Origin of the sequence: Puia sp., assembly GCF_035546395.1 — a bacterium.
In the GTDB taxonomy this organism is placed as follows: Bacteria; Bacteroidota; Bacteroidia; order Chitinophagales; family Chitinophagaceae; genus Puia.
This window is the reverse complement of the sequence record NZ_DASZXR010000002.1, coordinates 386,672-408,684: the sequence shown is the minus strand read 5'-3', so window position 1 is coordinate 408,684 and position 22,013 is coordinate 386,672. Positions and strand designations below refer to the sequence as shown.

At 56.2% G+C, this 22,013-nt stretch carries 27 protein-coding genes; 19 read left to right on the top strand and 8 right to left on the bottom strand.

The features are described 5' to 3' along the window. Window positions 1–100 precede the first annotated feature (100 nt). From VHE34_RS02820 to VHE34_RS02810, 3 genes are read left to right on the top strand one after another with little or no spacing between them, the layout of a single operon-like run. Window positions 101–1,336, top strand: coding sequence for a hypothetical protein (locus VHE34_RS02820; RefSeq protein ID WP_325584358.1), 1,236 nt, complete (start codon window positions 101–103; stop codon window positions 1,334–1,336). 57 nt (window positions 1,337–1,393) lie between these two features. After that, the gene (locus VHE34_RS02815) at window positions 1,394–2,095 is read left to right on the top strand and encodes a hypothetical protein (protein WP_325584356.1); all 702 of its coding nucleotides are present in this window, start codon (window positions 1,394–1,396) and stop codon (window positions 2,093–2,095) included. Between the two features lie 31 nt (window positions 2,096–2,126). After that, window positions 2,127–2,774, top strand: coding sequence for a hypothetical protein (locus VHE34_RS02810; protein WP_325584354.1), 648 nt, complete (start codon window positions 2,127–2,129; stop codon window positions 2,772–2,774). 5 nt (window positions 2,775–2,779) lie between these two features. On the opposite strand, the gene VHE34_RS02805 is transcribed toward VHE34_RS02810, so the two are convergent. Together VHE34_RS02805 and VHE34_RS02800 are read right to left on the bottom strand one after the other, a co-directional pair. Then, window positions 2,780–3,628 (bottom strand): universal stress protein, encoded by an 849-nt coding sequence (locus tag VHE34_RS02805; protein WP_325584352.1) that lies wholly within the window; start codon window positions 3,626–3,628, stop codon window positions 2,780–2,782. A 151-nt stretch (window positions 3,629–3,779) separates the two neighbouring features. Then, window positions 3,780–4,628 carry a universal stress protein gene (locus VHE34_RS02800; protein ID WP_325584350.1) on the bottom strand — a complete coding sequence of 283 codons (849 nt, stop codon included), beginning with the start codon at window positions 4,626–4,628 and terminating at the stop codon, window positions 3,780–3,782. 172 nt (window positions 4,629–4,800) lie between these two features. On the opposite strand from VHE34_RS02800, the gene VHE34_RS02795 reads away from it, so the two are divergent. Both VHE34_RS02795 and VHE34_RS02790 read left to right on the top strand, forming a co-directional pair. Continuing rightward, window positions 4,801–5,313: a nicotinate-nucleotide adenylyltransferase gene (locus VHE34_RS02795; RefSeq protein WP_325584348.1), complete on the top strand. Its 513-nt coding sequence runs from the start codon at window positions 4,801–4,803 to the stop codon at window positions 5,311–5,313. Between the two features lie 90 nt (window positions 5,314–5,403). Further along, complete coding sequence (locus VHE34_RS02790) at window positions 5,404–5,922, top strand: nicotinate-nucleotide adenylyltransferase (RefSeq protein ID WP_325584345.1); 519 nt, start codon at window positions 5,404–5,406, stop codon at window positions 5,920–5,922. On the opposite strand, the gene VHE34_RS02785 is transcribed toward VHE34_RS02790, so the two are convergent. Beyond that, window positions 5,919–6,668, bottom strand: a complete 750-nt coding sequence (locus tag VHE34_RS02785) for an ABC transporter ATP-binding protein (RefSeq protein WP_325584343.1) — start codon at window positions 6,666–6,668, stop codon at window positions 5,919–5,921. The two genes, VHE34_RS02790 and VHE34_RS02785, sit on opposite strands and share 4 nt — an antisense overlap. A 30-nt stretch (window positions 6,669–6,698) precedes the next feature. Beyond that, a complete protein-coding gene (locus tag VHE34_RS02780) occupies window positions 6,699–8,036 on the bottom strand; it encodes an acetyl-CoA hydrolase/transferase family protein (protein ID WP_325584341.1) in 1,338 nt (445 codons plus the stop codon). A gap of 132 nt (window positions 8,037–8,168) precedes the next feature. Here VHE34_RS02780 and VHE34_RS02775 point away from each other — a divergent pair, with 132 nt between their 5' ends. Further along, entirely contained in the window at window positions 8,169–8,987 is an 819-nt protein-coding gene (locus VHE34_RS02775; RefSeq protein ID WP_325584339.1) for a universal stress protein, read from the top strand. Here VHE34_RS02775 and hemN read toward each other — a convergent pair whose 3' ends face one another. Next, on the bottom strand, window positions 8,988–10,382 hold the full coding sequence (gene hemN / locus VHE34_RS02770; RefSeq protein ID WP_325584337.1) for an oxygen-independent coproporphyrinogen III oxidase: 1,395 nt from the start codon (window positions 10,380–10,382) through the stop codon (window positions 8,988–8,990). A gap of 174 nt (window positions 10,383–10,556) precedes the next feature. Here hemN and VHE34_RS02765 point away from each other — a divergent pair, with 174 nt between their 5' ends. The 5 genes from VHE34_RS02765 to VHE34_RS02745 all read left to right on the top strand — a co-directional run bounded on the left by VHE34_RS02765 (window position 10,557) and on the right by VHE34_RS02745 (window position 14,855). Then, the gene (locus VHE34_RS02765) at window positions 10,557–11,327 is read left to right on the top strand and encodes an ABC transporter permease (protein WP_325584335.1); all 771 of its coding nucleotides are present in this window, start codon (window positions 10,557–10,559) and stop codon (window positions 11,325–11,327) included. Window positions 11,328–11,332: 5 nt separating this feature from the next. Beyond that, complete coding sequence (locus VHE34_RS02760; RefSeq protein ID WP_325584333.1) at window positions 11,333–12,061, top strand: ABC transporter ATP-binding protein; 729 nt, start codon at window positions 11,333–11,335, stop codon at window positions 12,059–12,061. Window positions 12,062–12,072: 11 nt separating this feature from the next. Then, window positions 12,073–13,032 (top strand): MlaD family protein, encoded by a 960-nt coding sequence (locus VHE34_RS02755; RefSeq protein ID WP_325584331.1) that lies wholly within the window; start codon window positions 12,073–12,075, stop codon window positions 13,030–13,032. 65 nt (window positions 13,033–13,097) lie between these two features. Continuing rightward, window positions 13,098–14,438, top strand: a complete 1,341-nt coding sequence (locus VHE34_RS02750) for a DUF3943 domain-containing protein (protein WP_325584329.1) — start codon at window positions 13,098–13,100, stop codon at window positions 14,436–14,438. Between the two features lie 105 nt (window positions 14,439–14,543). Beyond that, on the top strand, window positions 14,544–14,855 hold the full coding sequence (locus VHE34_RS02745) for a zinc ribbon domain-containing protein (protein WP_325584327.1): 312 nt from the start codon (window positions 14,544–14,546) through the stop codon (window positions 14,853–14,855). Window positions 14,856–14,858: 3 nt separating this feature from the next. Here the strand turns inward: VHE34_RS02745 and VHE34_RS02740 are convergent, their stop codons facing one another. Continuing rightward, a complete protein-coding gene (locus VHE34_RS02740; protein ID WP_325584325.1) occupies window positions 14,859–15,074 on the bottom strand; it encodes a DUF2892 domain-containing protein in 216 nt (71 codons plus the stop codon). A gap of 145 nt (window positions 15,075–15,219) precedes the next feature. Here VHE34_RS02740 and VHE34_RS02735 point away from each other — a divergent pair, with 145 nt between their 5' ends. Together VHE34_RS02735 and VHE34_RS02730 are read left to right on the top strand one after the other, a co-directional pair. Beyond that, window positions 15,220–15,795, top strand: coding sequence for a Crp/Fnr family transcriptional regulator (locus VHE34_RS02735; RefSeq protein WP_325584323.1), 576 nt, complete (start codon window positions 15,220–15,222; stop codon window positions 15,793–15,795). 70 nt (window positions 15,796–15,865) lie between these two features. Continuing rightward, on the top strand, window positions 15,866–16,336 hold the full coding sequence (locus VHE34_RS02730) for a hypothetical protein (protein WP_325584321.1): 471 nt from the start codon (window positions 15,866–15,868) through the stop codon (window positions 16,334–16,336). Window positions 16,337–16,368: 32 nt separating this feature from the next. Here the strand turns inward: VHE34_RS02730 and VHE34_RS02725 are convergent, their stop codons facing one another. Continuing rightward, the gene (locus VHE34_RS02725) at window positions 16,369–17,736 is read right to left on the bottom strand and encodes a HAMP domain-containing sensor histidine kinase (RefSeq protein ID WP_325584319.1); all 1,368 of its coding nucleotides are present in this window, start codon (window positions 17,734–17,736) and stop codon (window positions 16,369–16,371) included. After that, window positions 17,733–18,410: a response regulator transcription factor gene (locus tag VHE34_RS02720; RefSeq protein ID WP_325584317.1), complete on the bottom strand. Its 678-nt coding sequence runs from the start codon at window positions 18,408–18,410 to the stop codon at window positions 17,733–17,735. The genes VHE34_RS02725 and VHE34_RS02720 overlap by 4 nt, the downstream gene beginning before the upstream one ends. A gap of 96 nt (window positions 18,411–18,506) precedes the next feature. Here VHE34_RS02720 and VHE34_RS02715 point away from each other — a divergent pair, with 96 nt between their 5' ends. The 6 genes from VHE34_RS02715 (at window position 18,507) to VHE34_RS02690 (ending at window position 22,013) form a co-directional block, all read left to right on the top strand. Next, window positions 18,507–19,094 carry an RNA polymerase sigma factor gene (locus VHE34_RS02715; protein ID WP_325584315.1) on the top strand — a complete coding sequence of 196 codons (588 nt, stop codon included), beginning with the start codon at window positions 18,507–18,509 and terminating at the stop codon, window positions 19,092–19,094. Then, window positions 19,030–19,446, top strand: coding sequence for a hypothetical protein (locus tag VHE34_RS02710; RefSeq protein WP_325584313.1), 417 nt, complete (start codon window positions 19,030–19,032; stop codon window positions 19,444–19,446). The genes VHE34_RS02715 and VHE34_RS02710 overlap by 65 nt, the downstream gene beginning before the upstream one ends. Before the next feature lie 9 nt (window positions 19,447–19,455). Beyond that, on the top strand, window positions 19,456–19,686 hold the full coding sequence (locus VHE34_RS02705; protein ID WP_325584311.1) for a hypothetical protein: 231 nt from the start codon (window positions 19,456–19,458) through the stop codon (window positions 19,684–19,686). Between the two features lie 130 nt (window positions 19,687–19,816). Further along, window positions 19,817–20,584: a hypothetical protein gene (locus tag VHE34_RS02700; protein ID WP_325584309.1), complete on the top strand. Its 768-nt coding sequence runs from the start codon at window positions 19,817–19,819 to the stop codon at window positions 20,582–20,584. A gap of 7 nt (window positions 20,585–20,591) precedes the next feature. Continuing rightward, window positions 20,592–21,035, top strand: coding sequence for a thioredoxin family protein (locus VHE34_RS02695; RefSeq protein WP_325584307.1), 444 nt, complete (start codon window positions 20,592–20,594; stop codon window positions 21,033–21,035). A gap of 42 nt (window positions 21,036–21,077) precedes the next feature. After that, window positions 21,078–22,013 (top strand): FAD:protein FMN transferase, encoded by a 936-nt coding sequence (locus VHE34_RS02690; protein WP_325584305.1) that lies wholly within the window; start codon window positions 21,078–21,080, stop codon window positions 22,011–22,013.

The window sequence follows — 22,013 nt, the reverse complement described above, 5'->3', positions numbered from 1 at the left end:
GCTTGATGATCATCAATCGGGGTTGTGACAGGCATCATGACGGCGGCGGCGGGCGGGGTTTACATTTGGGCAATCCTGTTGGGTTCAAAAAGCAACTGTTATGATAGCGGAATCACCCTTTAACGAGCATGCTTTTCTATCGATCCGGCGCCTGTTCCGGGCGGCGGTTTTGCTCGTTTTTTTCCTTTTTACGGGACAGCGGGCCTTTTCCATCATCATCGAGTCGGGTTCGAATGTGGTTATCAACCACCCGGTGTATGAAGATGTTTACCTGGCGGGAGGAACGGTTGTCGTCAACGCACCCATACACGGAGATCTCATCGTGGCGGGCGGAACGGTGTATCTCAATGATACGGTGGATAATGAGATCCTGATTGCCGGCGGACGGGTAACGCTCGGCGGGTATGCCGGCGGGAAGGTTCGTTGTGCGAGTGGAGACCTACGGATCTCCCGATCTGTTCGCGGCGATGTCGCTTTGGCCGGCGGGACACTAACGATCGAGAGAGGTTGTGTGGTCGGGGGCAGCCTGCTGGCGACGGGCGGCGACCTATCGGTCAATGGGATTGTAAAAGGGAGCATCCGTTCGGGTGCGGCACGATTTCGTTTGTACGGTTCCGTAGGTGGAGACCTGGACTGCCGGGGAGGGGCCATCGAGATCGACGGCGCCGTGGCGGGCCATTCGGTACTGGCGGCGGCCCAATCGCTGGGTATCGGGACGAACGCATCCTTTGACGGGCCGGTGCGGTATTGGAGCGGCAGCGCGGTTGATTTTGGTTCTTCGGTCAGGAATGGCAAGGCCGTCCGTGACGACAGCCTGGCGCTTCCACGAAGCCATTGGTATTTTCTTGGCAGCATGACCCTGTTGGGGCTGCTTGCCTGGCTGGGCGCAGGGTTTGTGGAGATCATCGTATTGCAATACCTGTTCGGGGGATTCCTGCGGAAGGCCGGGCAACGTCTCTCCCGGGATACGCTGAGGTCGTTGGGAGCGGGCTTTCTGTTTGTTGTTGCCGTACCGGTGATCATCGGGTTGTGCTTCTTCACCATCGTCGGCATCCCTCTTGCGATCGGGCTGCTTTTCGGCTATGTAGCGCTGTGGTTATTCGCCAGCGGTCTGATGGCACTGGTCCTTGCGAACCGGCTAAACAGAGACCAGGAGGCGCCCTGGAAATTCTGGCGGATGGTCTGGACGGCCTTTGGAATCTTTTTTGTGCTGAAGGTGGCGTTTGGGATTCCCGTGCTGGGGTGGATCCTTTTCCCGCTGCTGGCCTGTATCACGTACGGCGCCATCCTGATGGATGTCAAATGGGATAGGCGGGGAAATCATGCGAGTTCATGACCTTGCTCCTGTCCCCCGTCCTATCGGGAGCGTTATCTTGGGAAGAAATCGATAACCATGCAACTTCAAACGATCGAATTCCTGAAGCAGTTCCGGGAGGAGGACCCCGGCCTTCCCCGGGAGGAGCGGCAATATAGAAACGTCTGTTTCAGGCATTTCGGCACGGACCGGAAAGAGAAAATGTGGCTCGAGCGGATCCTGGAAAACAGGATCACGCAGTCCGGGCTGATCGCAGGGATGGTGGTCAAGATGGAACGGGAGGACCGGGTGATCAGCCGGCGGCTTGGGAACCTGATGAAGAAAATGCAAAGAGTCCTTGCTGCCACCCGACGCGGGGAGGCTTATCCTGCGCGATTTGCCGCCCGGCTTTCCGCAGAGATCAGCCGCTTCCATCAGCGCGCCACGTTATACCAAAACAAGATTCAACTGCCCTTATTACGAACTCTGAAAACGGGTCTTGGGATAACCCGTCAGGATGCCGGGACCCTCCTGGGCAGCGGCGATATCCGCTATATCAGGGACGCGGTTTTGCAATACCTGGATGACATCTACTACTATCATGACGTCTTTAGCCGGCTGTTGGAAGAAGAGTATGGCCGAACAGGAGCGAGCGCGGTGACCACGCCGGCAGAGGAAGGCTTGCTGAAGTTGACGACGCTGATCAAGAGCCAGATCTTCGCCATCGAGGCGACGGTGAACTATTTGAATAAATGGGGAAAGGGCATCTGTAAGGTGGAGGTGCAGGGGATCTGCAATTGATCGATTTGCAATTAATTAAAAAATCATGAATATGAAACGGCATTTCACTTTTAGCCGGGCGTTGTGTGCGCCGCTGCTGATCTCTGTCATTTTGTTGTATTCGTGCGAGCCGTCGGTGAGGCTGACGGCATCCTGGAGCGACCGGGAAATCCAACCCGGGCGATTTTCGCGGGTATTGGTTGCCTCGTTCGGAAAGGACCTTGAGAAACGGAAATTGGGCGAGGATCATATCAAGGCGGAATTGGAACGGCGGGGATTCATGGCGCTGACAAGCCTGGATGTCTTCGGGCCGAATTTCGCCACGATGGATTCGGCGAAGATGCGTCAGTTGTTGCTGGGCGGCCAATTCGATGGTGTAGTGACCGTGCGGGTGTTGAGCGTCAACGAGCAGGATCGTTGGGTGCCGGGAGGATTCTATTATGGTCCTGTCGGCTATTATCGGGGATACTATGGATATTATTACCGGGTGGGGAGGTACTATTCGGAGCCGGGCTATGTCGTCACGGATGTCGAGGTCCTGCTGGAGAGCAATCTTTACCGGGTAGCGACCGGGGAGTTGCTGTGGTCGGGGCAATCGAAGGCCTTCAGCAGGAATCCGACGGATGCGATGGCCAAACGGTATGCGAGGAATATCGTCGATGATATGATGCAAAAAGGGGTATTGATCCTGGGACGATAGCGTTATTAGCCTTCTTTTCCCAATACCAGCAGCGGGACGGTTGCGGCAACGGCCAGGCGTTCGGCGTTGCTGGGATAGAGCAGGGATTGGAAGAAAGTGCGGCGGCGGTTGGAGAACAGGATCAGCAACGAGGGCTGAAGGGTCCGGGCTGTTTGTTGGAGATTCTTTGCGATCGAAACGGCGGGGTCGGCTTTTCTGAATTCTATCGTCACATTGCGGCCGGCTTCCTTTTTCCAAAGCTTTTTCAGGGTTTCGGGATCGGGCGTCGTCTCGCCGGTTTCCGTCAGATGAAGGATACCAACCTTTGCGTGAAGAGGGCCTGCGAGAGCGACCACCTGTTTCAATTCGCGTGCAGCGTCAGCCAGGTCGCTGGCGTAAGTGACGCGGGAAATGGGCTTTCTTCTGTAGGTGGCGGGAACGGCGATCACGGGTTTATCGGACTGAAGGATAAAATTGCCGGTATTCGTTCCGAAGATGCGTCTTGTGCGATTGGCGCCCTTCGTGCCCATGCAGACCAGCCCGATACCGGGATGTTCGCGGCAATAGTCGATCAGGGCCAGGTCAGCGTTGAAGCCTTCCAGCAAGACTAACGACCAGGATTTGGGACGCAAGGGCTGGCGACGTTGTATATCAGCGATGAAGGCCCTGAGCTTTTTTGTATACAAGGCTCTTTCCGATGCGGCAAAGGTATCGTATTGCTTATCGGTCCATCTGGTCGGGCGTACGATATGCATGACGTGGACGAAGGTCAGGTGAGCATTTTGCTGTTGCGACCATTGTATGGCAAAGCGGATCCCGGCGCGTGAGGCCGGGGAGAAATCCGTCGGGACGAGGATATGCATTTTCTTCTTCATAAACTCTTGATTTTGCCGCTGAAGCGGTTATGATAAACTTCGGACATGGACGCCATCATTTTTGTGAGACGTATCAGCCCGATAGGTGATGCCTGTCATCCTATGGACTTGCGGCCGTCACGTGTGGCGGAGAGGGCATAGACGGGCGGGGCTATGAACCGGGCAGGACGAGGACGGGAACGTGGGAGTGGAAAACGGCTCTGCGGGTGTTGTTCCGGCAGCATAGCATATCAAGAAGGTGGCGGGGATGTTTGAACAGCGCAACCATATCGACATCATGGCTGCGGCAATACCGGTCGATGGACAGCTGGAAGTCGTCGCCATCCAGTTTTTCGGAGGTGAATGCGAGGGCGGGAAAAGAGCGTTGCAGGAACCCGGTGTAATAATTCAGCTGTTTTTCGGTCTCAAGGTCATCCGGGGTTCCCGTCTCGCGCGAATTGACGAAGGATACGATGTCGATGCGTGCTCCAAAGGACGCGGCCATCCCGATCAGGACATTCAGCGGCGCGGCATTCTCACCGGGTCTTTTGATGGCCAGCAAAAAGGTATCCGGTTCATGGAATATATATTCCGGAGGGACTGCCATGACGGGGATGTTGCTGTGGTCGATGACATCGGCGGCTACGCTGCCGATAGCCAGCTCTTTAAGGCGGCCGCCGCCATGAGCTCCCATGATGATAAGATCGGCCTGTTCTTTCCGGGACAGGGCGAGGATCGCGTCGGCGGCCATGGCACGGGAGAGGCGCAGTTCAGTGCGCAGGGATGCGTATTGATCGGCGATGTGCTGTTTCACCGCCCGCAGGCGGTCGAATCGTTCCCGGGTATATCTTTCCAGCAGGACGGTATCCAACGCCACGGGCTCGATAACGGGGTCTGTGGCGCCGTCCATGGCGTGCAGGATATAGAGCGTGGCGCCGCATTTTGCGGCGATACCCGCCGCGCAGGCGGCAGCCTGGCCGGCGTTATCGGAGAAGTCGGTAGCCAGAACAATCTTCTTCATACCTAAAACTAACCTGTCCCGTTTCGGATGCTGCTGAGAGAGGTCAAGCGGGAGGCTGATAGAGATCATTATAACCTCAATCATCCCATGCGATGACCGGAGTCACTGCGGGCGGCCTATTTACAGCCTATCTTTAGGCAAATCCTTTTTTTAAAATTTAAAATTTAAATGTATGAAATCGGGTACGTTCATGCTATTGGCAGGACTATGCGTCCTGGGTTCTGCGACGCGTGCTTTATGCCAGGAGGTGTTACCGGAGGTTTCCGTTATTGCCACCAATTACAAATACCTGAAGAATGTGGGGGGCAAGGAGGTAGCCGTGCCAGTGCAGCGGCTTCAGCGCATGGCCGCCACCTACGACATCAAGAATTCGGACTACTATGAAGAAGACTATGAAACCTATTTCATCTCGTTCTATCTGCCGGAGGGGGAGATCCTGGCCGCGTACGATAAGGATGGGAAATTGCTGCGGACCGCGGAGAAGTACAAGGATATCCGGTTGCCTTCGGCGGTTGCGAAGGCCGTGGTCACTCAATACCCGAACTGGAGTATCACCAAGGACGTCTACCTGGTGAATTATTTCAGCGCGGATGGGGGGAGTGCGGAAAAGAAATACAAACTGGTTCTGCAAAACGGCAGCAAGCGCCTTCGGGTGCAGGTGAATGAGAAGGGGGAAATCTCCTAGATCATTTTGATGCCGATCAGTTGTGCCGGTGACGGTTGTCAATACGATTAGGGGCTGGGGAGCGTAGCTTTAGAAAAAAATCTGCGAATTATGAAACCGGGAACCTTTATTGCGTTGACCGTCGCCTGCACGCTGAGTCATTGGGCGGCGGCTTATGGTCAGGACACCTTGCCAGCGGTTATTGTAACCGCGGCCAATTATAAATATCTGAAGATCGTTGGGGGCAAGGAGGTGGCGGCGCCGGTCCGCAAGCTCGAGCGGATGGCGGCATCGTATGACATCCGGAATTCCGAGTATTACGAGGAGGACTATGATTCGTACTTTATCTCGTTCTATTTACCGGAGGGCGTGATCCTTGCGGCATACGACAAGGATGGAAGGCTGCTTCGCACGGCCGAGAAGTACCATGATATACAGTTGCCACCGGTGATATCCGGCGGCATTGCCGCTGCATTTCCAAACTGGACTATTACCAGGGACGTTTACCGGGTGAATTATTTTGATGACAGCGGGAAGGCCGTAAAGAGATATAAAGTGGTGCTAAAGCGGGGTGGGCGGCGGATGCGGGTGGAGATGAATGAGCGGGGAGAGGTAGTTGGCGGAGGTTAGTCAAGAGGGGGGAGGGATGACAGTACTTCTTTTGCCTGGCGTTTGTCCTTGTTCAGGACGTCCTGAATGACCCCTCCATCTTTCAAGCGAATAGTCCGGCCGCTGAACGCGGCGATATCGGGTTCGTGCGTGACGAAAACAATAGTTTTCTTTTCTTCCTCATTGAGCTGCTGGAAGAGTTCCATGATACTATAGGAGGTGCGGGAATCCAGGTTCCCGGTGGCTTCGTCGGCCAGGATCATCACGGGTTGATTGATCATTGCCCTGGCGATGGCGACGCGTTGCTGCTGGCCGCCGGAGAGTTGGCTGGGAGTGTGGTCCATCCTATCTTTCAGCCCAACCAATTCGAGTACGTGCATCGCCCTTTCTCTCCGTTCCCTGTCGGTTGTGTTGCGGTTGTACAGTAGCGGCAATTCCACGTTCTCCACTGCGGATGTCCGTGGCAACAGGTTGTAGGTTTGAAATACGAAGCCGATCTTCTGGTTGCGGATGCGGGCCAGTTCGTTCCTTGAGAGACCGGCGGTCTCCGTACCGTCCAGCAAATAAATGCCGCTGGTGGGTCTATCCAGGCAGCCGAGAATGTTCAGGAGGGTGGTCTTGCCCGATCCGCTGCTGCCCATGATGGTGACGAATTCGCCGGCCTCTATGCCGAAGCTCACGCCCCGGAGGGCGCGAACCGTTTCGATGCCCACGAGGAATTCGCGTTTGATATCCCTTAGTTCGAGTATGTACTTTCCTGGCTCCATCGTAATGATCCTGAAAGCAAGCGATCCTGGTTACAGACCGGCTGCGGGTTCGGGTCTTGGTTCGGGGTGGGGCGTGACTGTCGAGGTTGAATGTTTGTATCGTTGGTAGAAAGCGCGGTCGAGCCATTCGCGGTGTTGGGGGTGGGCGATATTGACGAGCAGTTGGGCGCGTTGTTTCAAATTCTTTCCAAAGAGGTTGACCTGGCCGTATTCGGTGACGACCCAGTGGACGTGACCTCGGGTGGTGACCACGCCGGCGCCTTCCTTGAGGAAGGGGACGATGCGGGAGATGCCGGTGGAGGTGACGGAGGGCATCGCGATGATGGGCATGCCGCCTTCGGAGAGGGAGGCGCCGTGGATGAAGTCCATCTGGCCGCCGATGCCGGAATACTGGTAGGAGCCCATCGAGTCGGCGCAGACCTGGCCGGTGAGGTCGATCTCGATGGCGCTGTTGATGGCGGCGACCTTTGGGTTTTGGCGGATCACGGCGGTGTCGTTGACATAGCCGATGTCCATTACGCGAACCTCGGGGTTGTCGTCGATGAAATCGAAGAGTCTGCGGGTGCCGTTGACGAAGGAAGTGATGCTGCGGCCGGGGATGATCTTCTTTTTGCGGTTGTTGATGACGCCGGATTCGATCAAGGGGATCACGCCATCGGAAAGCATTTCCGTATGGAGGCCGAGGTCTTTGTGATTGACGAGATTCTTCAGCACCTGGTCGGGGATCGTCCCGATGCCCAATTGGAGCGTGGCGCCATCGGGGATGAGAGAGGCGACGTGATGGCCGATACGTTCGACGATGGGTGTGGTTTCACCGGAGTAGTCGATCTCCGGAAGGGGTGCATCGTGCCATACGAGGCTATCGATATCCCGGACGTGGATGAAGCCGTCGCCGTGAGTGCGGGGCATCTTTGGGTTTACCTGGGCGATGATATGGTGTGCGGTATCCGCGGCGGAGCGGGCGATATCGACGCTGGCGCCGAGGGTGCAATAGCCGTGTTTATCGGGTGGCGAGACCTGGATCAGGGCAACGTCGATAGGCAGCAGGCCGCGTTGGAAGAGTTGGGGGATCTGGCTGAGGAAGACCGGGACATAGTCGCCATCGAGGCTGTTGGCGACGTTGCGGGTAGGTTTGCTGACGAAGAGGGAGTTCATGAAGAAGCTTTCGCGCCAGAGCGGGTTGTCGAAGTCGAGGTCGCCCATGGTGGTGATGCTGACGAGTTCGACATGATGGAGGTCTTTATGGCGGGCCTGCAGAGCCTTTACGAGGTGGACGGGGGTTGCTGCGCTGCCGTGGATAAAGACGCGGTCGCCGCTCTTGACTTCTTTGACCGCTTCTGCGGCGGTTTTATAGATGGTTGTAAACATCGGTTTTGATTTTTGACGGGGTAAAAATAGAGTGGGGCTTCAACGGCATCGCTGACTGCTGTCAGCGGCGGATGTGATAAAAGTCATCGGCATTGGCGTGGCAGGGTGGTAGCTTAGCAAAAATGCTTTGTTATGAAAAAGATCGTTGTCCCCGTCAGTTTTGCTCCGAATGCCCGGGTTGCCGCCCGGTATGCTGCCGATCTGGCCGTCGCCATCGGCGCGGAGCTGGAATTGGTGCATGTCGTGCAGGGGCCGGGCACTTTTACCAAGCGGCCGATGCCGGGATTCGTGTTTGAAGAATTACGGGACGGCGGGTATTTCCTATTGCAGGATCTATCTAAGGAACTTGTCAAGCGGGCTGGAGGAAAGGTCCGGATCGGCACTACGCTGGAGATAGGTGAAGTGGCCGACAAGTTGAAAGAAGCCTGTGCGAGGCTGCAGCCTTTCTTGGTCGTGATGGGCGCGGGAGAGAAGGGCGCCAATGCCGGGCTCGATGCCGGCCAGACGGTCCGGGCGATGCACCGGATCCCCTACCCTTTGCTCGTCGTGCCGGCCGATGCTGTTTTTCATGGGGTACACCGGATAGCGATCGCCTGTGACCAGGAGGATATCTATTCAGGGGTATCGACGGCATTTCCTTTTCTTACCGAGCTGAACGGGTTGCTGGGGGCGGAGCTGGAGGTGGTGCATGTCGCTGTCAATGGGCAGAGTGCAAGCGAGGCGGCGCGGGAATATAGCGGTTGGAAGAAGGTGATGGACAAGTTTGGGGAGCAGCTGCATGTGGTCCGAGAGGAGGAGGTGGAACAGGGCGTACAGGAATTCCTCGAAAAGCACCCGGTGGATTGGCTGTTGGTGCTGCCGAAGAAACATGCGATGCTGGAATTCCACCGGAGCAGGGCGAAGGAAATAGTGCTGAGGAGTGCTGTGCCGGTGATGAGTGTGCATGAATAATCAGATCGCGTTGCTGAAGGAGGGTGCGGGGGCCGGCTGTTTTCCGCAAAGGGAAAGGTCGGCCCGGATCTTTTCATCCCGGAGGAGGTAGAGATCGAAGGCTTTACAGACCTGGCGGAGGAAGGGACGGCCGGCTTCGGTCAGCGCCACGCCGCGGGAATCCAGGGTTACCAGCCCGTCTTTTTCGAGCTCGCGCAGGCGCGGCAAGGTCCAGACAGCCAGTTGTGCGGGCCAGGTCGCTTCGAATTGGGTTGCCCCTTTGCAGGCGATGTCGAGGATATAGCGTTTGAACACCTGGTCTTCGGGAGAAAGCCAATAGCCTTTTGCGATCGCGGGCAGACCGGCTGCGGCGGCGCCGTAGTAGTTGGCGAGGGATTTATCGTTCTGTGCATAGGCGGAGCCGATGTCGCTGATCGCTGAGACGCCGAGGCCGAGGAGGAGGCCGCCGTTGTGGACGGTGTAGCCCATGAAATTCCGATGTAATTTACCGGCCTTCCACGCCAGGTACAGTTCGTCGGTGGGCAGGGCAAAATGGTCCATTCCGATGTTGACATATCCTTTTTCCTCCAGCAACATCTTGCCCAATTGATAGAGGTAGAGTTTGTCGTTGGCTGCGGGCAATAGGGTCGAGTCGATCAGCCGCTGGTTGCAGTTGACCGAGGGCGTATGGGCGTAGCTATAGAAGGCGATACGGTCGGGACGGAGAGTGAGGGACTGGTCGATGGTGAGCTGGAGGTGCCTGGGCGTTTGCGCCGGCAGGCCGTAGATGAGATCGAAGTTGACGGCTGTGAATCCGGCGGCCCTGGCGGCGCGGGTGGCGTCTTCCAGCTGCCGGAAGGGCTGCCAGCGGCCGATGATGCGCTGGACGTCCGGATTGAGGTCCTGCACTCCGTAGCTGATGCGGCGAAAGCCGAGCGCATATAACGTGTCGAGATGTTCGCGGGTGGTGTTATTGGGATGCCCTTCTATGCTGAACGAATGTTCCGGATGAACGACGGCATCCGCCAGGATGGTGGTTATCAACCGATGGAGATTGCCCGGACTGAAAAAGGTTGGAGTACCACCCCCCAGGTGAAGCTCGCGGATCACCGGGGGGTGCTCCATCATTTGTCTATACATCTTCCATTCTTTCAAAATGGCATCGAGGTATTCATCTTCGACGGAATGGTTCGTCGTGATCTTTTTGTTGCAGCCGCAATACAGGCAGAGCGACTCACAGAAAGGCAGGTGCAGATAGAGGCTGATCCCTTCTTTATCGTTGTGCCGGTTGCAGGCGGCGATAAACTCCGTTCTCCAGCGTTGGATGTCGGGGCTTGTCTTCCAGAAAGGGACGGTAGGATAGCTGGTATACCTGGGTACGGGCTGGTTATAACGGGTTAGAAGGGAGCCTGACATGCAATAAGTTTTTGCAAATCTAGGTACCGGGGACATGGCGGGAGGTGACCGGCGTCAGCACAGGGGTTGACCGGCGTCATATTGTCCCGGCTGAGATTAATCAGCCGGCGGCATGACCGGCTTCAGCGGGGAGAAGACGGGGGAAGATTAGTTTAGCCGCATAAATCGACGGTTATGCCCTTGCCCAATCAATTCCGGAAATTTCTTGAAGAGACGGGAGTCATCGCCCGTTTCACCGGGAATTATTTTTCCCAGGTGGCCCGTCCCCGGTGGGAATGGGCCGAGTTTGCGCGGCAATGTTACCTGATCGGCTATAATTCGTTGCCGTTGGTAGGGTTAACGGGGTTTATCATGGGGCTTGTATTGACGATGCAGTTGCGGCCGTCGCTGGTCAATTATGGGGTGGAGTCGCAACTACCCGTGATGGTCGGGATCGCTATCGTGCGGGAGATAGGGCCGGTGATCACGGCGTTGATCTTTGCCGGGAAGATCGCCAGCAGCATGGGCGCCGAATTGGGGTCGATGAAGGTGACCGAACAGATCGATGCGATGGAGGTCAGCGGAACGAATCCATTCAAGTACCTGGTGGTTACGAGGGTGGCGGCATCGACGGTAATGCTTCCCGTGCTGGTATTGTTGGGAGATGGGATCTCGTTGCTGGGGTCATGGATCGGCGTAAATATCCGGAGCGTGACCAGCTTTACGCTTTTCTTCCGGCAGGTGGTGGACAACTTCGCTTTTGGGGATGTACTGCCTGCCTATATCAAGACCTGGTTCTTTGGATTTGCGGTCGGCGTGATCGGCTGTTATAAGGGTTACACTTCGAGCAAGGGTACGGAAGGCGTGGGCCGGGCCGCTAATTCGGCGGTCGTGCTGGCGTCCATCGTCATTTTCATCATCGACCTGATCGTGGTGCAGGTGACCGATGTGCTGGGATTAAATTAAACGGTATGGAAAATGTGATCGTCATCGAACATCTGTGCAAGCGATTTGGCGCCAATGTGGTCCTGAACGATTTCAATCTGACTGTCGGCAAGGAAGAGAATGTGGTGGTGCTGGGGAAATCGGGGGTTGGGAAATCGGTGCTGATCAAATGTATCATCGGTTTGCTGAAACCCGACAGCGGCAGTATCCGGGTGTTCGGGCAGGAAGTCACCGGGCTGGATCATGAGGATCTTGACCGGGTGCGGGCGAAGGTGGGTTTTCTTTTCCAGAGCAATGCCCTGTATGATTCGATGACCGTCCGGAAGAACCTTGAGTTTCCCTTGCGGCGGCATTGGATAAAGATCAGTCAGGAAGAGGTGGATGCGATGGTGATGGAGGTGTTGGAGAATGTCGGGCTGGCCGATACGGTGGACAAGCTGCCGGAGGAGTTGTCGGGCGGGATGCGTAAGCGGATCGCGCTGGCGAGGACTTTGATATTGAAGCCGGAGATAATTCTGTATGACGAACCGACCACGGGATTGGATCCGATCACGGGGCGGGAGATCTCGAAGCTGATCGTGGAGATGCAGCGGAAGTACCATACGGCGTCCATCATCATCACGCACGATATGCATTGCGTGCGGATGACGGCGGACCGGGTTTCGTTGCTGATGGATGGCCGGTGTTATGCCGTAGGCAGTTTTGACGAGCTGGCGCATTCGGGCGATAAAAATATTTCACAATTCTTCGATTAAAAACAAGCTATATGAGCGAATCACCGGGCAGGAATATGCGATTGGGATTGATGGTGCTGGCGGGGTTGGCCCTGTTGGTATCGACCCTTTATGTGATCGGGAAGAACGAGAATTTGTTCGGTTCCCATTTTTCGTTGCGGGCGCGATTTCGCAATATCAATGGGTTGATGAAGGGCAATAACATCCGGTTTGCGGGTATCCAGGCGGGAACCGTCCGGGATATCCGCGTGCTGAATGACACCAGTATCGAGGTGGTGATGCTGATCGACAAGGGATTGCAGCCTTATATCCACAAGAATACGCTGGCGGCGATCGGCACGGAGGGGCTTATCGGCAATAAGATCGTGAACCTGGTTCCGGTGGCGGAGCGGGCTTCGCAGGCGGAGGAGGGGGAGCTGCTGCCGGTGCAAAAGGCGGTGAGCACGGATGATATGTTGGCGACGCTGGACCGTACGAACCGGAATATCGCGGAGATCACGGATGGATTGAAGGTCACCGTTGCCCGCGTGAACGGGAGCGTGGCGCTTTGGGGGCTTTTGAACGACAGGCGGATCGCCGGGGATGTCCGTGCCACGCTCGGCCGTATCCGGGAAGCGAGTGGGGAGGCGGACCGGATGATGGCGGGTTTGCGGGGGCTGACGGAGGATGTGCGGGCGGGCCGTGGGTCGGTGGGGCGGTTGTTGGTGGATACGGGATTTGCAGTGGAGTTGAGTACGGCGGTGGAGAAGATCCGGCAGGCCGGGGAGCGGTTGGGTGCGGCGGGGCAGCAGGCGGAAGCGTTGGCGACGAGTGCGAAGAATGTTGTGCAGGACAGTTTGTTACAGAGCCGGCTGCAGGCGAGTATGGAGAATATCCGGAAGGGGACGGCGGCCTTTAATGAGGATATGGAGGCGTTGAAGCATAATTTTTTGCTGAGGGGGTATTTCCGGAAGAAGGAGAAAGCCGAGAAGATTGCAAACAAGAAGAAATGAGATGGCGAGGTCTTTTAGTGGTTGTTTTGGCCCATTTCTTTGGTCCGGCCGGGGCCCAGCAAGTTTTGCCAGATAGTGTACGGGTGGAACGGCGGTGGATGCGGGCATCGGGAGAACTATTGCTGGCCGGGGTAGCGCCCTTTCTTTTCGACCGGTATATTACGCGGCAGGATTATGCGCGGATCAGCTGGCAGTCGGTGGGGCATAACCTGAGTCCGGGGAGTTGGGAGTGGGATTATGACGGCTTTCAGACCAACCAGATCGGTCACCCTTATCATGGAAGTGTCTTCTTCAATTCTTTTCGCAGCAATGGCTATGGGTTTTGGGCGTCGGCGGGTGCGGCTTTTGCGGGCAGCTATCTCTGGGAAACCTTTTCGGAGAACCAGGCACCGGCGCCGAACGATTTTATCAATACGGGTTTTGGAGGAGCGATCCTGGGAGAGACGACGCACAGACTGGCCGGTAAGCTGGTGAACAACAATTCCCGTGGTTTGAAGCGGCAGGCGGCCGAGGTGCTGGCATTTTTGATCAACCCGATGAACGGGTTCAACCGGATCGTGAGCGGGCGGTGGGGGAAGCCGGTGATCTGTTATCCAGCGGCGGGCAGCGGCCCTGGGGCTATGCCTTTGGGTGGCAACGGCGGCGCCTGTCCTTTCGACCCCACTCCCCTGAGGGTCGAGCTGGATGCGGGGATGAGGAAATATGGGGCAAATGGAGCGCATGTCTTCCGGGATGGGCGATATGGGATATATGGTCGGGTGCGGATGAATTATGGCGATCCGTCGACGGATCGGAGGACCCCTTTCAGCAATATTTCGATCGCGGTGGAAGCGGGGCAGGATGACAGCGCGGCGATCAATGTCGTGACGGTATATGGATCGCTTACGGGTTGGGCGTTGCGGCTTGGCAAGAGCCGGCAGGTATTGGTCTTGTCGGCGAATTACGATTATTTCCACAACGCGGCATTTCTCTACAGCGGGCAGAGTATCCGGGCAAATTTGTTCTCACATTTTGTGATCGGCGGGAAAAGCGGGGTCGATGTGTCCCTTGGCGGCGGCCCGGTGGTGCTGGCGGCGGTTCCCAACAGTTACCTGTTTCACACCCGCGACTACGATTATGGTCCGGGGCTGGCCTATAATGCGGGTGGGCGGCTGGATCTGGCGGGGAGGTTATCCTACAGCCTTCATTACCGGGGCGGCTGGATGAAAACGATCAATGGGAATGGATCGCATTATTTTCTCCATGCGGCGACCAATGAAGTAAGCGTGCGCATCCTGCCGGATTGTTCGCTCAGTGGGGAGCTGGGGTATTTTGCCCTGCGTGGCGAGTATGCTCATTTTGCCGCGGTCAGCAGGGTTTATCCTTATCTGCGGGTGTCGTTGAGATTCGATCCGCTGTTTCCGTGATTGGGGCCGTGGGGATCTGCCTGACGGTTATCATGAGGATTGGTGATACAGGTCGTATTCAGCGGTCCCGTGTTGGGCGAAATTTGAAGCAATAAATAATTTTTTATGGAAGGCTATCGAAATTGTCAAAGCTGCGGAATGCCGCTGGACCGGCCTGAAGAGCTGGGTACTGAAGAGGATCACTCGAAGAGTACGATCTATTGCATCCATTGTTACCGGGACGGGCGTTTCACGGATGAAACGATGACCCTCGAGCGGATGCGGGACCGGGTGCGGGCGCAGTTGGAGATGGCGCATGCCGGGCAAGATGTGATCCGGGAGGCGATCGACCGGCTTCCGCAGTTGAGCCGGTGGTTGGGGAAAACTCCACCGACCGGCCTGTCGGCCGGTGCGGTGGATGAAAAAAGCAAAAGATAACCATTAAACCTTCTTTGGCCTGTCCGCCTGGCGGTGAATCCCGAAGACGGAATAAAGGGGACAGACGCCAAAGATGGATGTGAGCAGGAAAATTCCTGCGATTACCAGGGCGATGATTGCGATCGTCCTGTTCCAAAAGTTCAGCAGATAGGGTAACATCAGGACGAGGGCGACAAAGATGCGCACGGTCCTGTCTGTGTTGCTCATATTTTTTTTCATGATTCCCGGTTTTGCTGTTATGGTTTTGTCGGTTTGACATTACAAAGATGGGGAGCGCCGAGGTGTTTTTTTATGACCGGCGTCATGTGAGGACATGAAGGAGAGCGGGGCTGGGGGAACCGGAGATAATCGTTAATTTACGGTCGTGGATCTACTTATTCAAGCGATCAGGAACTATATCCCTTTTTCGTCGGCCGACGAAGCAACAGCGCAGAAGCTGTTTCATCGAAAAGAATATAAAAAAGGGGGGCATTTGCTCACCGCGGGAGAGACCTGCCGCTATGTCGTCTTTATCGAATCCGGCCTGGTTCGATACTATATCACCAAGGACGGCGAGGACCAAACCGCCTATTTCAATAAGGAAGGGGAATTTGTCTGTGACTATCCGAGTTTTTTGCCGCAGAAGCCATCCAAGGTCAGTATACAGGCGTTGGAAGACTGTGTGGTATGGCTCATTAGCTATGACGGCTTGCAGCAGTTCTATAAGGAAGTTGAATACGGAGAACGATTTGGCCGCCTGGGCATCGAAGAAGTTTTCGTCAATGTGGCCACCCAGGTAGCCTCGATCTACACCGACACGCCTGAATTGCGTTATAAGAACTTTTTGCACAATTATCCCGCTATCGTACAGCGCGTTCCCCAATATTATATTGCTTCCTATGTCGGGGTAAAGCCGCAATCGTTGAGCCGGATCCGGAAGCGTCTTTCCCGGACCCATTAGTTAACCCGGGTGCATGAAAAAGACCGGTGGTTTGCCAAATTTTGTGTCGTCAAAAAAATGACAACACATCATGAATACGCTCCGTCTGTTTCAAGGTCTGTTGGTGATCCACCTCGCCGGGCTCACCGTGATGGCGGGAACCAATGCCGTCAGCTTCGTCGCCTTTAGAAAGCTTTCGAATTCACTGCATGAAGATCCCGCCGCCGTCAAATTCTATATTAAAAGGCTAATGGGCTTATCGGGTCTTCTGCCGCTCGGCGGGATATTATTGATCTCGTCCGGTGTAGGCCTTCTAATCATCACCCATGCCTATGGTCAATTATGGTTCCAGCTCAAAATGGGGGTGGTTGTGGCGCTGGTTGGGAATGGCTTCCTGTTCGGCGCCCGGCAGGAGCTAAAAATAAAGCCCATTCTCAGCATGCCGGACGGCCCCATCCACTTGCAACTCCGTCGACCGCTCGCCAACCTTCGGATCTTTTATGCGATTCAGCTGACGTTGTTTGGCCTGGCCATTCTATTGGCCGTAACGAAGCCCGGTTGATGGCGCCGGGGAAGGCTACAGGTGGGCAGGGCTCAGGTTTGCGGGAGTGAGATGGTGAAAACCGTGCCGTTGCCGGGGCGGCTTGTCACGGCGAGGGTCCCGTGGTGGAGGGTCACGATGCGTTGGGTGAGGGAGAGGCCGATGCCGTTGCCTGGGGCGTAGCGTTTGTTGGCGCCGCGGAAGAAGGGGGTGAAGATGTTCCCGAGGTCTTCGGGGGGGATGCCGATGCCGTCGTCGCGAAATTCCAGAGACAGGCTTTCCTTGCCGAAGCAGATGTGGACGTGGCATTGTTTACCGGGTGAGAATTTGCAGCTGTTTTCGATAAGATTGGAGAAGGCGACGCGGAGGAGGTATTCGTTGCCGTTGACGGTGATGCAATCGCTATCCTCCATTTCCTTTTCGAAATGGAGGAGGACCCGGTAGCCGGGGTTGGCCTGGAGGATCGCCTTGCGGGCGTCGAGGAGGACCTCGTCGGGGCGGACGGTAGAGAATTGGATTCCAGAGGGATCGTAGGCGGTCTTTGCGAGATCGAGGAGATCGGTTGAGAGGCGGGAGAGGCGTTGGGCGTCCTGCAGGATGAGCCTGAGGGTTTCGCGGTATTCTTCGGGGCTGCGCGACCGGATGGCGGAGACCTCGGCCTCGGCGATGATGGCGGCGAGGGGTGTGCGGAGCTCATGGGAGATATTTCCGACGAATTGTTTCTGTGCCTCGAACGATTGTTCGAGACGGTCGAGCATGTGGTTGAAGGTGAGGGCGAGGGTAGCGATCTCGTCCTTGCGGTTGCCTTCGCTGAGGCGGAGGTCCATGCGATTAGCGGAGATGGCAGCCAGATGATCCACCATGGCCGAGACGGGCTGCAGGGCTTTGCGGGCGAAGAAGATGCCCGCCAGCAGGGTCAGGCCGATGGCGATGGCAAATCCAAGGATCAGCTCGAGGCCGAGGGTGTGAAGGCGGGCCAGGCCTTCCTCGTCACGGGCAGCGGCGGTAATGACATATTTCTTTCCGTGGTGTGAATAAAGAAAGCCGGTGACCTGCAGGTCTTCGTAGTAGAAATGGATCTCTTTGAAGGCGATGATGCTGTCGATCATTCCCTGCGTCTCCCTTAGTTTGTCGATATCCCCGATGTCATGATAGAGCAAGTGGAAGGCCGTGTCGAAGACGGCCACTTCTTCCTGCGGGAGGGTGGTGAGGGAGTTCTTATAGATCAGCTCGAGGGTGGCGGGGGGGACGCCGGCGTCGACGAGGAGATTTGCCTTTGTGATGGCCAGCTGGCGGAGGCGCTGGAAATAGTCGGCTTCGCGATGGGCGGCGGTGGTGAGATAGAGGGTAAGTGCGAAGGCAAGCAAGAGTATCCCGAAGAGGCCGGCGAAGAGGAGGGTTAGTTTCACACGGATCTTCATGGTTCGTGTTTAAAGATGAATCCGATGCCGGGGCGGGTCTGGATCAGCTTGAGCGGGTGATCCTTGTCGATCTTTTTGCGGAGGTAGTTGATATAGACATCGATAAAATTCGTGCCGGTGTCGAAGGCCGTTTCCCAGACGTTCTCGGCGATCTCTGCGCGGGTGAGGACGCGTCCCTGGTGAGTCATCATGTATTCGAGCAGGCGGAACTCCTTTGGGGTAAGATGGATCTCGCGGTTGTCGCGGCGGACGATACGGGTATGGAGATTCATCTCGAGGTCGGCCGCCTTCAGGATCGTTTTGCGGGGAGAGTTGGCCGTGCGTTTGAGCAGTTCGCGGATGCGGACATAGAGTTCGCGGAAGTCAAAGGGTTTTACGAGGTAGTCGTTGGCGCCGGCGTCGAAGGCGCCGACCTTGTCATCCGTGGCGCCGAGGGCGGTGAGCATGATGATGGGGATATCGGGGAGTTTTCCGCGGATGGTTTTGCAGAGCTGGACGCCGTTGGCGTCCGGGAGGAGGACGTCGGAGATGACCAGGTCGAAGAGTCCGCCGAGGGCGAGTTGGAGACCAACGGCGCCATCGGCTGCGATGGTGACGGCGTAGCCGAGTTCATCCAGGCCCTTTTTGATGAGGGCGGCGACACGTTCTTCGTCTTCGATCACGAGGATTCTCACGTCGGGCGGCTTTAGGGCGAAGATAAAGTATTTGAGGGACAAGGATTTCGGTATGGATGCAACGAAATCTGCAATTTTGCATTATAGAACAAAGCCATGCCATTGGGGGAAGAGACATCTTTTTCAGCCCTTTTCGAGACCTATCACCGGTCGATTTTAGGGTATATCCTACGCCGCACCGGGAATGTCGAGGACAGCGCTGACCTTGCCGCGGACACGTTCCATAAAGCCTGGGTACATATTCACCGGTGGAGCTATCGGGGCGTTCCCGTAAAGGTGTGGCTGTACCGGATCGCTTCGAATGAGGTGAACCAGTATTTCCGGCGGCGGAACCGGCGGCTGCGGCTCTTTGGCGAGCCGGCGGGGAGCGATTCGCCGGTGGCGCGGGACTGGATTGCGGAGGACCTTTCTTCGTTGGAGGAGGAGATGCGGCAACACGTCCAGTTCCTGCGGGTGCTTGAGGCGCTGAAAGGGTTGCCGGTGAAATACCAGGAGGTAATTGCGCTCCGTTATTTTGAAGGGAAGGACAACAAGGAGATCAGCGCGATCCTCGGGAAGCGGGAGGGCACCGTCAAATCGTTGATCTCCCGTGGGGTGGAAAAATTAAAAGAGAAAATTTATGGAGACCAGGGACTTCGAAGAACGGCTGAAGCAGATGAGCAAGCCCAGTGTACCTCCGCTTAGGCATGCGGAGTTATTGCCGGGGGCTATCCGTGGGGCAGAGGACCGGGCTGCCCTGAGCGCATGGTGGCTGAGTATTCCGCTCTTCGTCCTGGCGATGGTCGGGGTAAGGACACTATATGGGCTGCGGGGCGGGCCGTTCCGCTGGTTGCACCGGATCTTCCGGGAGCAGCAAATGTTATTTCTCGCGTTGTTCGTCATCGCCCCTCTTGCACTGGTGGTGTTCAATATTGTGGGCATGAGACGGATCTACTATCTTTCCGGCGACCCGCCGTTCGGATCATTTTTGCGGATGACGTGGAAGAATTGGGTGGTTATCCTGCTTTGCGGAGGGATCCTTTTTGTCTATCTATAAACATCGACTATGAAATTTCCCTGGTTCCAGCGTCTTGGTGTTCTTTTTGTTCCTGTCAGGGCAGCGGGCTGGGTGTTGCTGGCTGCGGCGCTGGCCTACCTGGCGGCGACATTTGTACAGATCGACGGGCACAGCCATTCCGTCAGCGATACGCTGATGAACTGGATGTTCAGAGTGCTGATCACAGGCGCGGTGTACAGCACCATTGCCTGGCTGACGAGCCGGCGGAGCGGTGAATAGAGCCGGCGTCTAAAAAACCGTCAATATATTTTGCCCCGATTCCCTTCAGGATCCTCTAATGATTTTCTAATCTTTTTATAATTGCCTGCTAACCGATAGGCTGTCGGAGGCGGGCTACATTTGCCTGCACATGAGGTCTATTATATATGGCATGCTGCTGTTTTGCGCATGCCCCTTTTTTTCGACGGCGCAGGAGAATTACGAGATCCAGGTGTATGGGAGTCAGACGGTTTTGAAGGGGAACACGATGGTTGAGCTGCACAGCAATTTTACCAATGACGGTTCCCGGTCGGTGGTCGATGGGGTGAAGCCCACCAATCATGTCTTTCATGAGACGGTGGAGATCACGCATGGGTGGAATTCCTGGTTCGAGACCGGTTTTTATTTCTTTAACACGCTTGGCAACGATGGCCGGACAACGTACGTAGGTAGTCATATCCGGCCGAGGGTGATGGCGCCGGCGGCGTGGAAATGGCCGGTGGGAGTGAGTATATCGATGGAGGCGGGTTATCAGAAACGGGCTTACAGCGAGGATGACTGGACGCTGGAGATCCGGCCGATAGTGGACAAGCAATGGGGGCCGTTGTATGTGTCTTTCAACCCGACCTTTGACAAGAGCTTTCATGGGGAGAGCAAGGACCAGGGATATATTTTTTCGCCGAACCTTAAGGCTGCCTATAATGTTACCAAGGTGATTGCGGGTGGCTTTGAATATTATGGCTCCGTGGGGCCTTTGAATCATTTTTTCCCTTATCAGAGTCAGCAGCACCAGTTGTTTGCCGCGGTGGACCTGGATTGGTCGCCGGACTGGGAGTTTAATATCGGGTATGGGTGGGGATTTACCCAGACGACGGATAACGCCATTTTCAAGATGATCCTGGGCTACCGGTTTCATTAATTTTTTGATGATCAAGACCCTTTATATTGTTGTGTCCCTGTTTGGGATGTCGATTGCGCCGCCGCGGTGGCATAGCCGGATGGACGAGGCGCAGGCGATCGCGCGGAGCGAGCACCGGCATATCCTGTTGAATTTTTCGGGGAGTGACTGGTGTGGTCCCTGTATCGTTTTGCGGAAAGAAGTGTTTGACGACCCGGTATTTGGGGCGCTGGCCGACAGTTCGCTTGTGCTGGTGAATGCGGATTTCCCCCGGATGAAGAAGAACCAGCTGCCGAAGGAGCAGCAGGAGGCGAATGACAAGCTTGCCGACCGGTATAATCCCAGGGGGACGTTTCCGCTGACGGTGCTTTTGACGGCGGAGGGCAAGGTGTTGAAGCAGTGGGAGGGAAATCCTGGGTTAAAGCCGGGAGAGTGGGTAGCCCAGGTGCGGGCATTGGAGGGGGCGCATTGACGAAAGCGCCGTGCAGGGCGGGGGGAAGAAGAAACTATTCCAGTGACAATATTCAAGCGGGCGATGAAGCTGATGGGCAACCACTTCGAGATGACGGTGGTGGGGGAGGATGAGGGATGGGCCGAGCAGCGGATCGCGGCGGGAGTGGCTGAGATAAGGCGGATCGAGCGGTTGTTGACGACCTTCAGCGAGGAGAGTGAGACCGCGTTGATCAATGCGAATGCCGGGATCGGGCCGGTGAGCGTGAGTCTCGAGACGTTTGGATTGATCGAGCGGAGTATCCGGATCTCGGGTCTGACGCAGGGCGCCTTTGATATTACTTATGGATCGGTGGATAAGCGGCTTTGGAACTTTGATACCACGATGACGAAGCTTCCGGATGCGGCAGTGGCAAAGGAGATGGTGCGGCTGATCGATTATCGGAAGATCGTGCTGGACCGGGCTCGGGGAACGGTTTTCCTGCCCGAGCGGGGGATGCGGATAGGTTTTGGGGGTATCGGGAAGGGGTATGCGGCGGAGATGGCGAAGGCGGTGATGCGCCGGGAGGGTGTGACGAGCGGGGTCGTGAATGCTTCCGGCGATTTGACCGCGTGGGGGTATCAACCTAATGGGGAATGCTGGACGATCGGCATTGTCCATCCCGATGCGGCGGGCCGGATCTTCTCCTGGCTGGACATAACCGATATGGCGGTGGCGACATCGGGCAACTATGAGAAGTATGTCCTGGTCGACGGGAAGCGGTATTCGCACACGATCGATCCGCGGACGGGGTTGCCGGTGACGGGGATCAAGAGCGTGACCATTCTTTGTCCCAATGCCGAGATCGCGGATGCGATGGCCACGCCGGTGATGATCATGGGGGTCAGGGCGGGGCTGGACCTGGTGAACCAGTTGAACCAGGTCGAGGCCATCCTGATCGATGACGGAGACAAGGTCCATACTTCCAATAATATTCATATGCGGGCGAAAAATAAATAA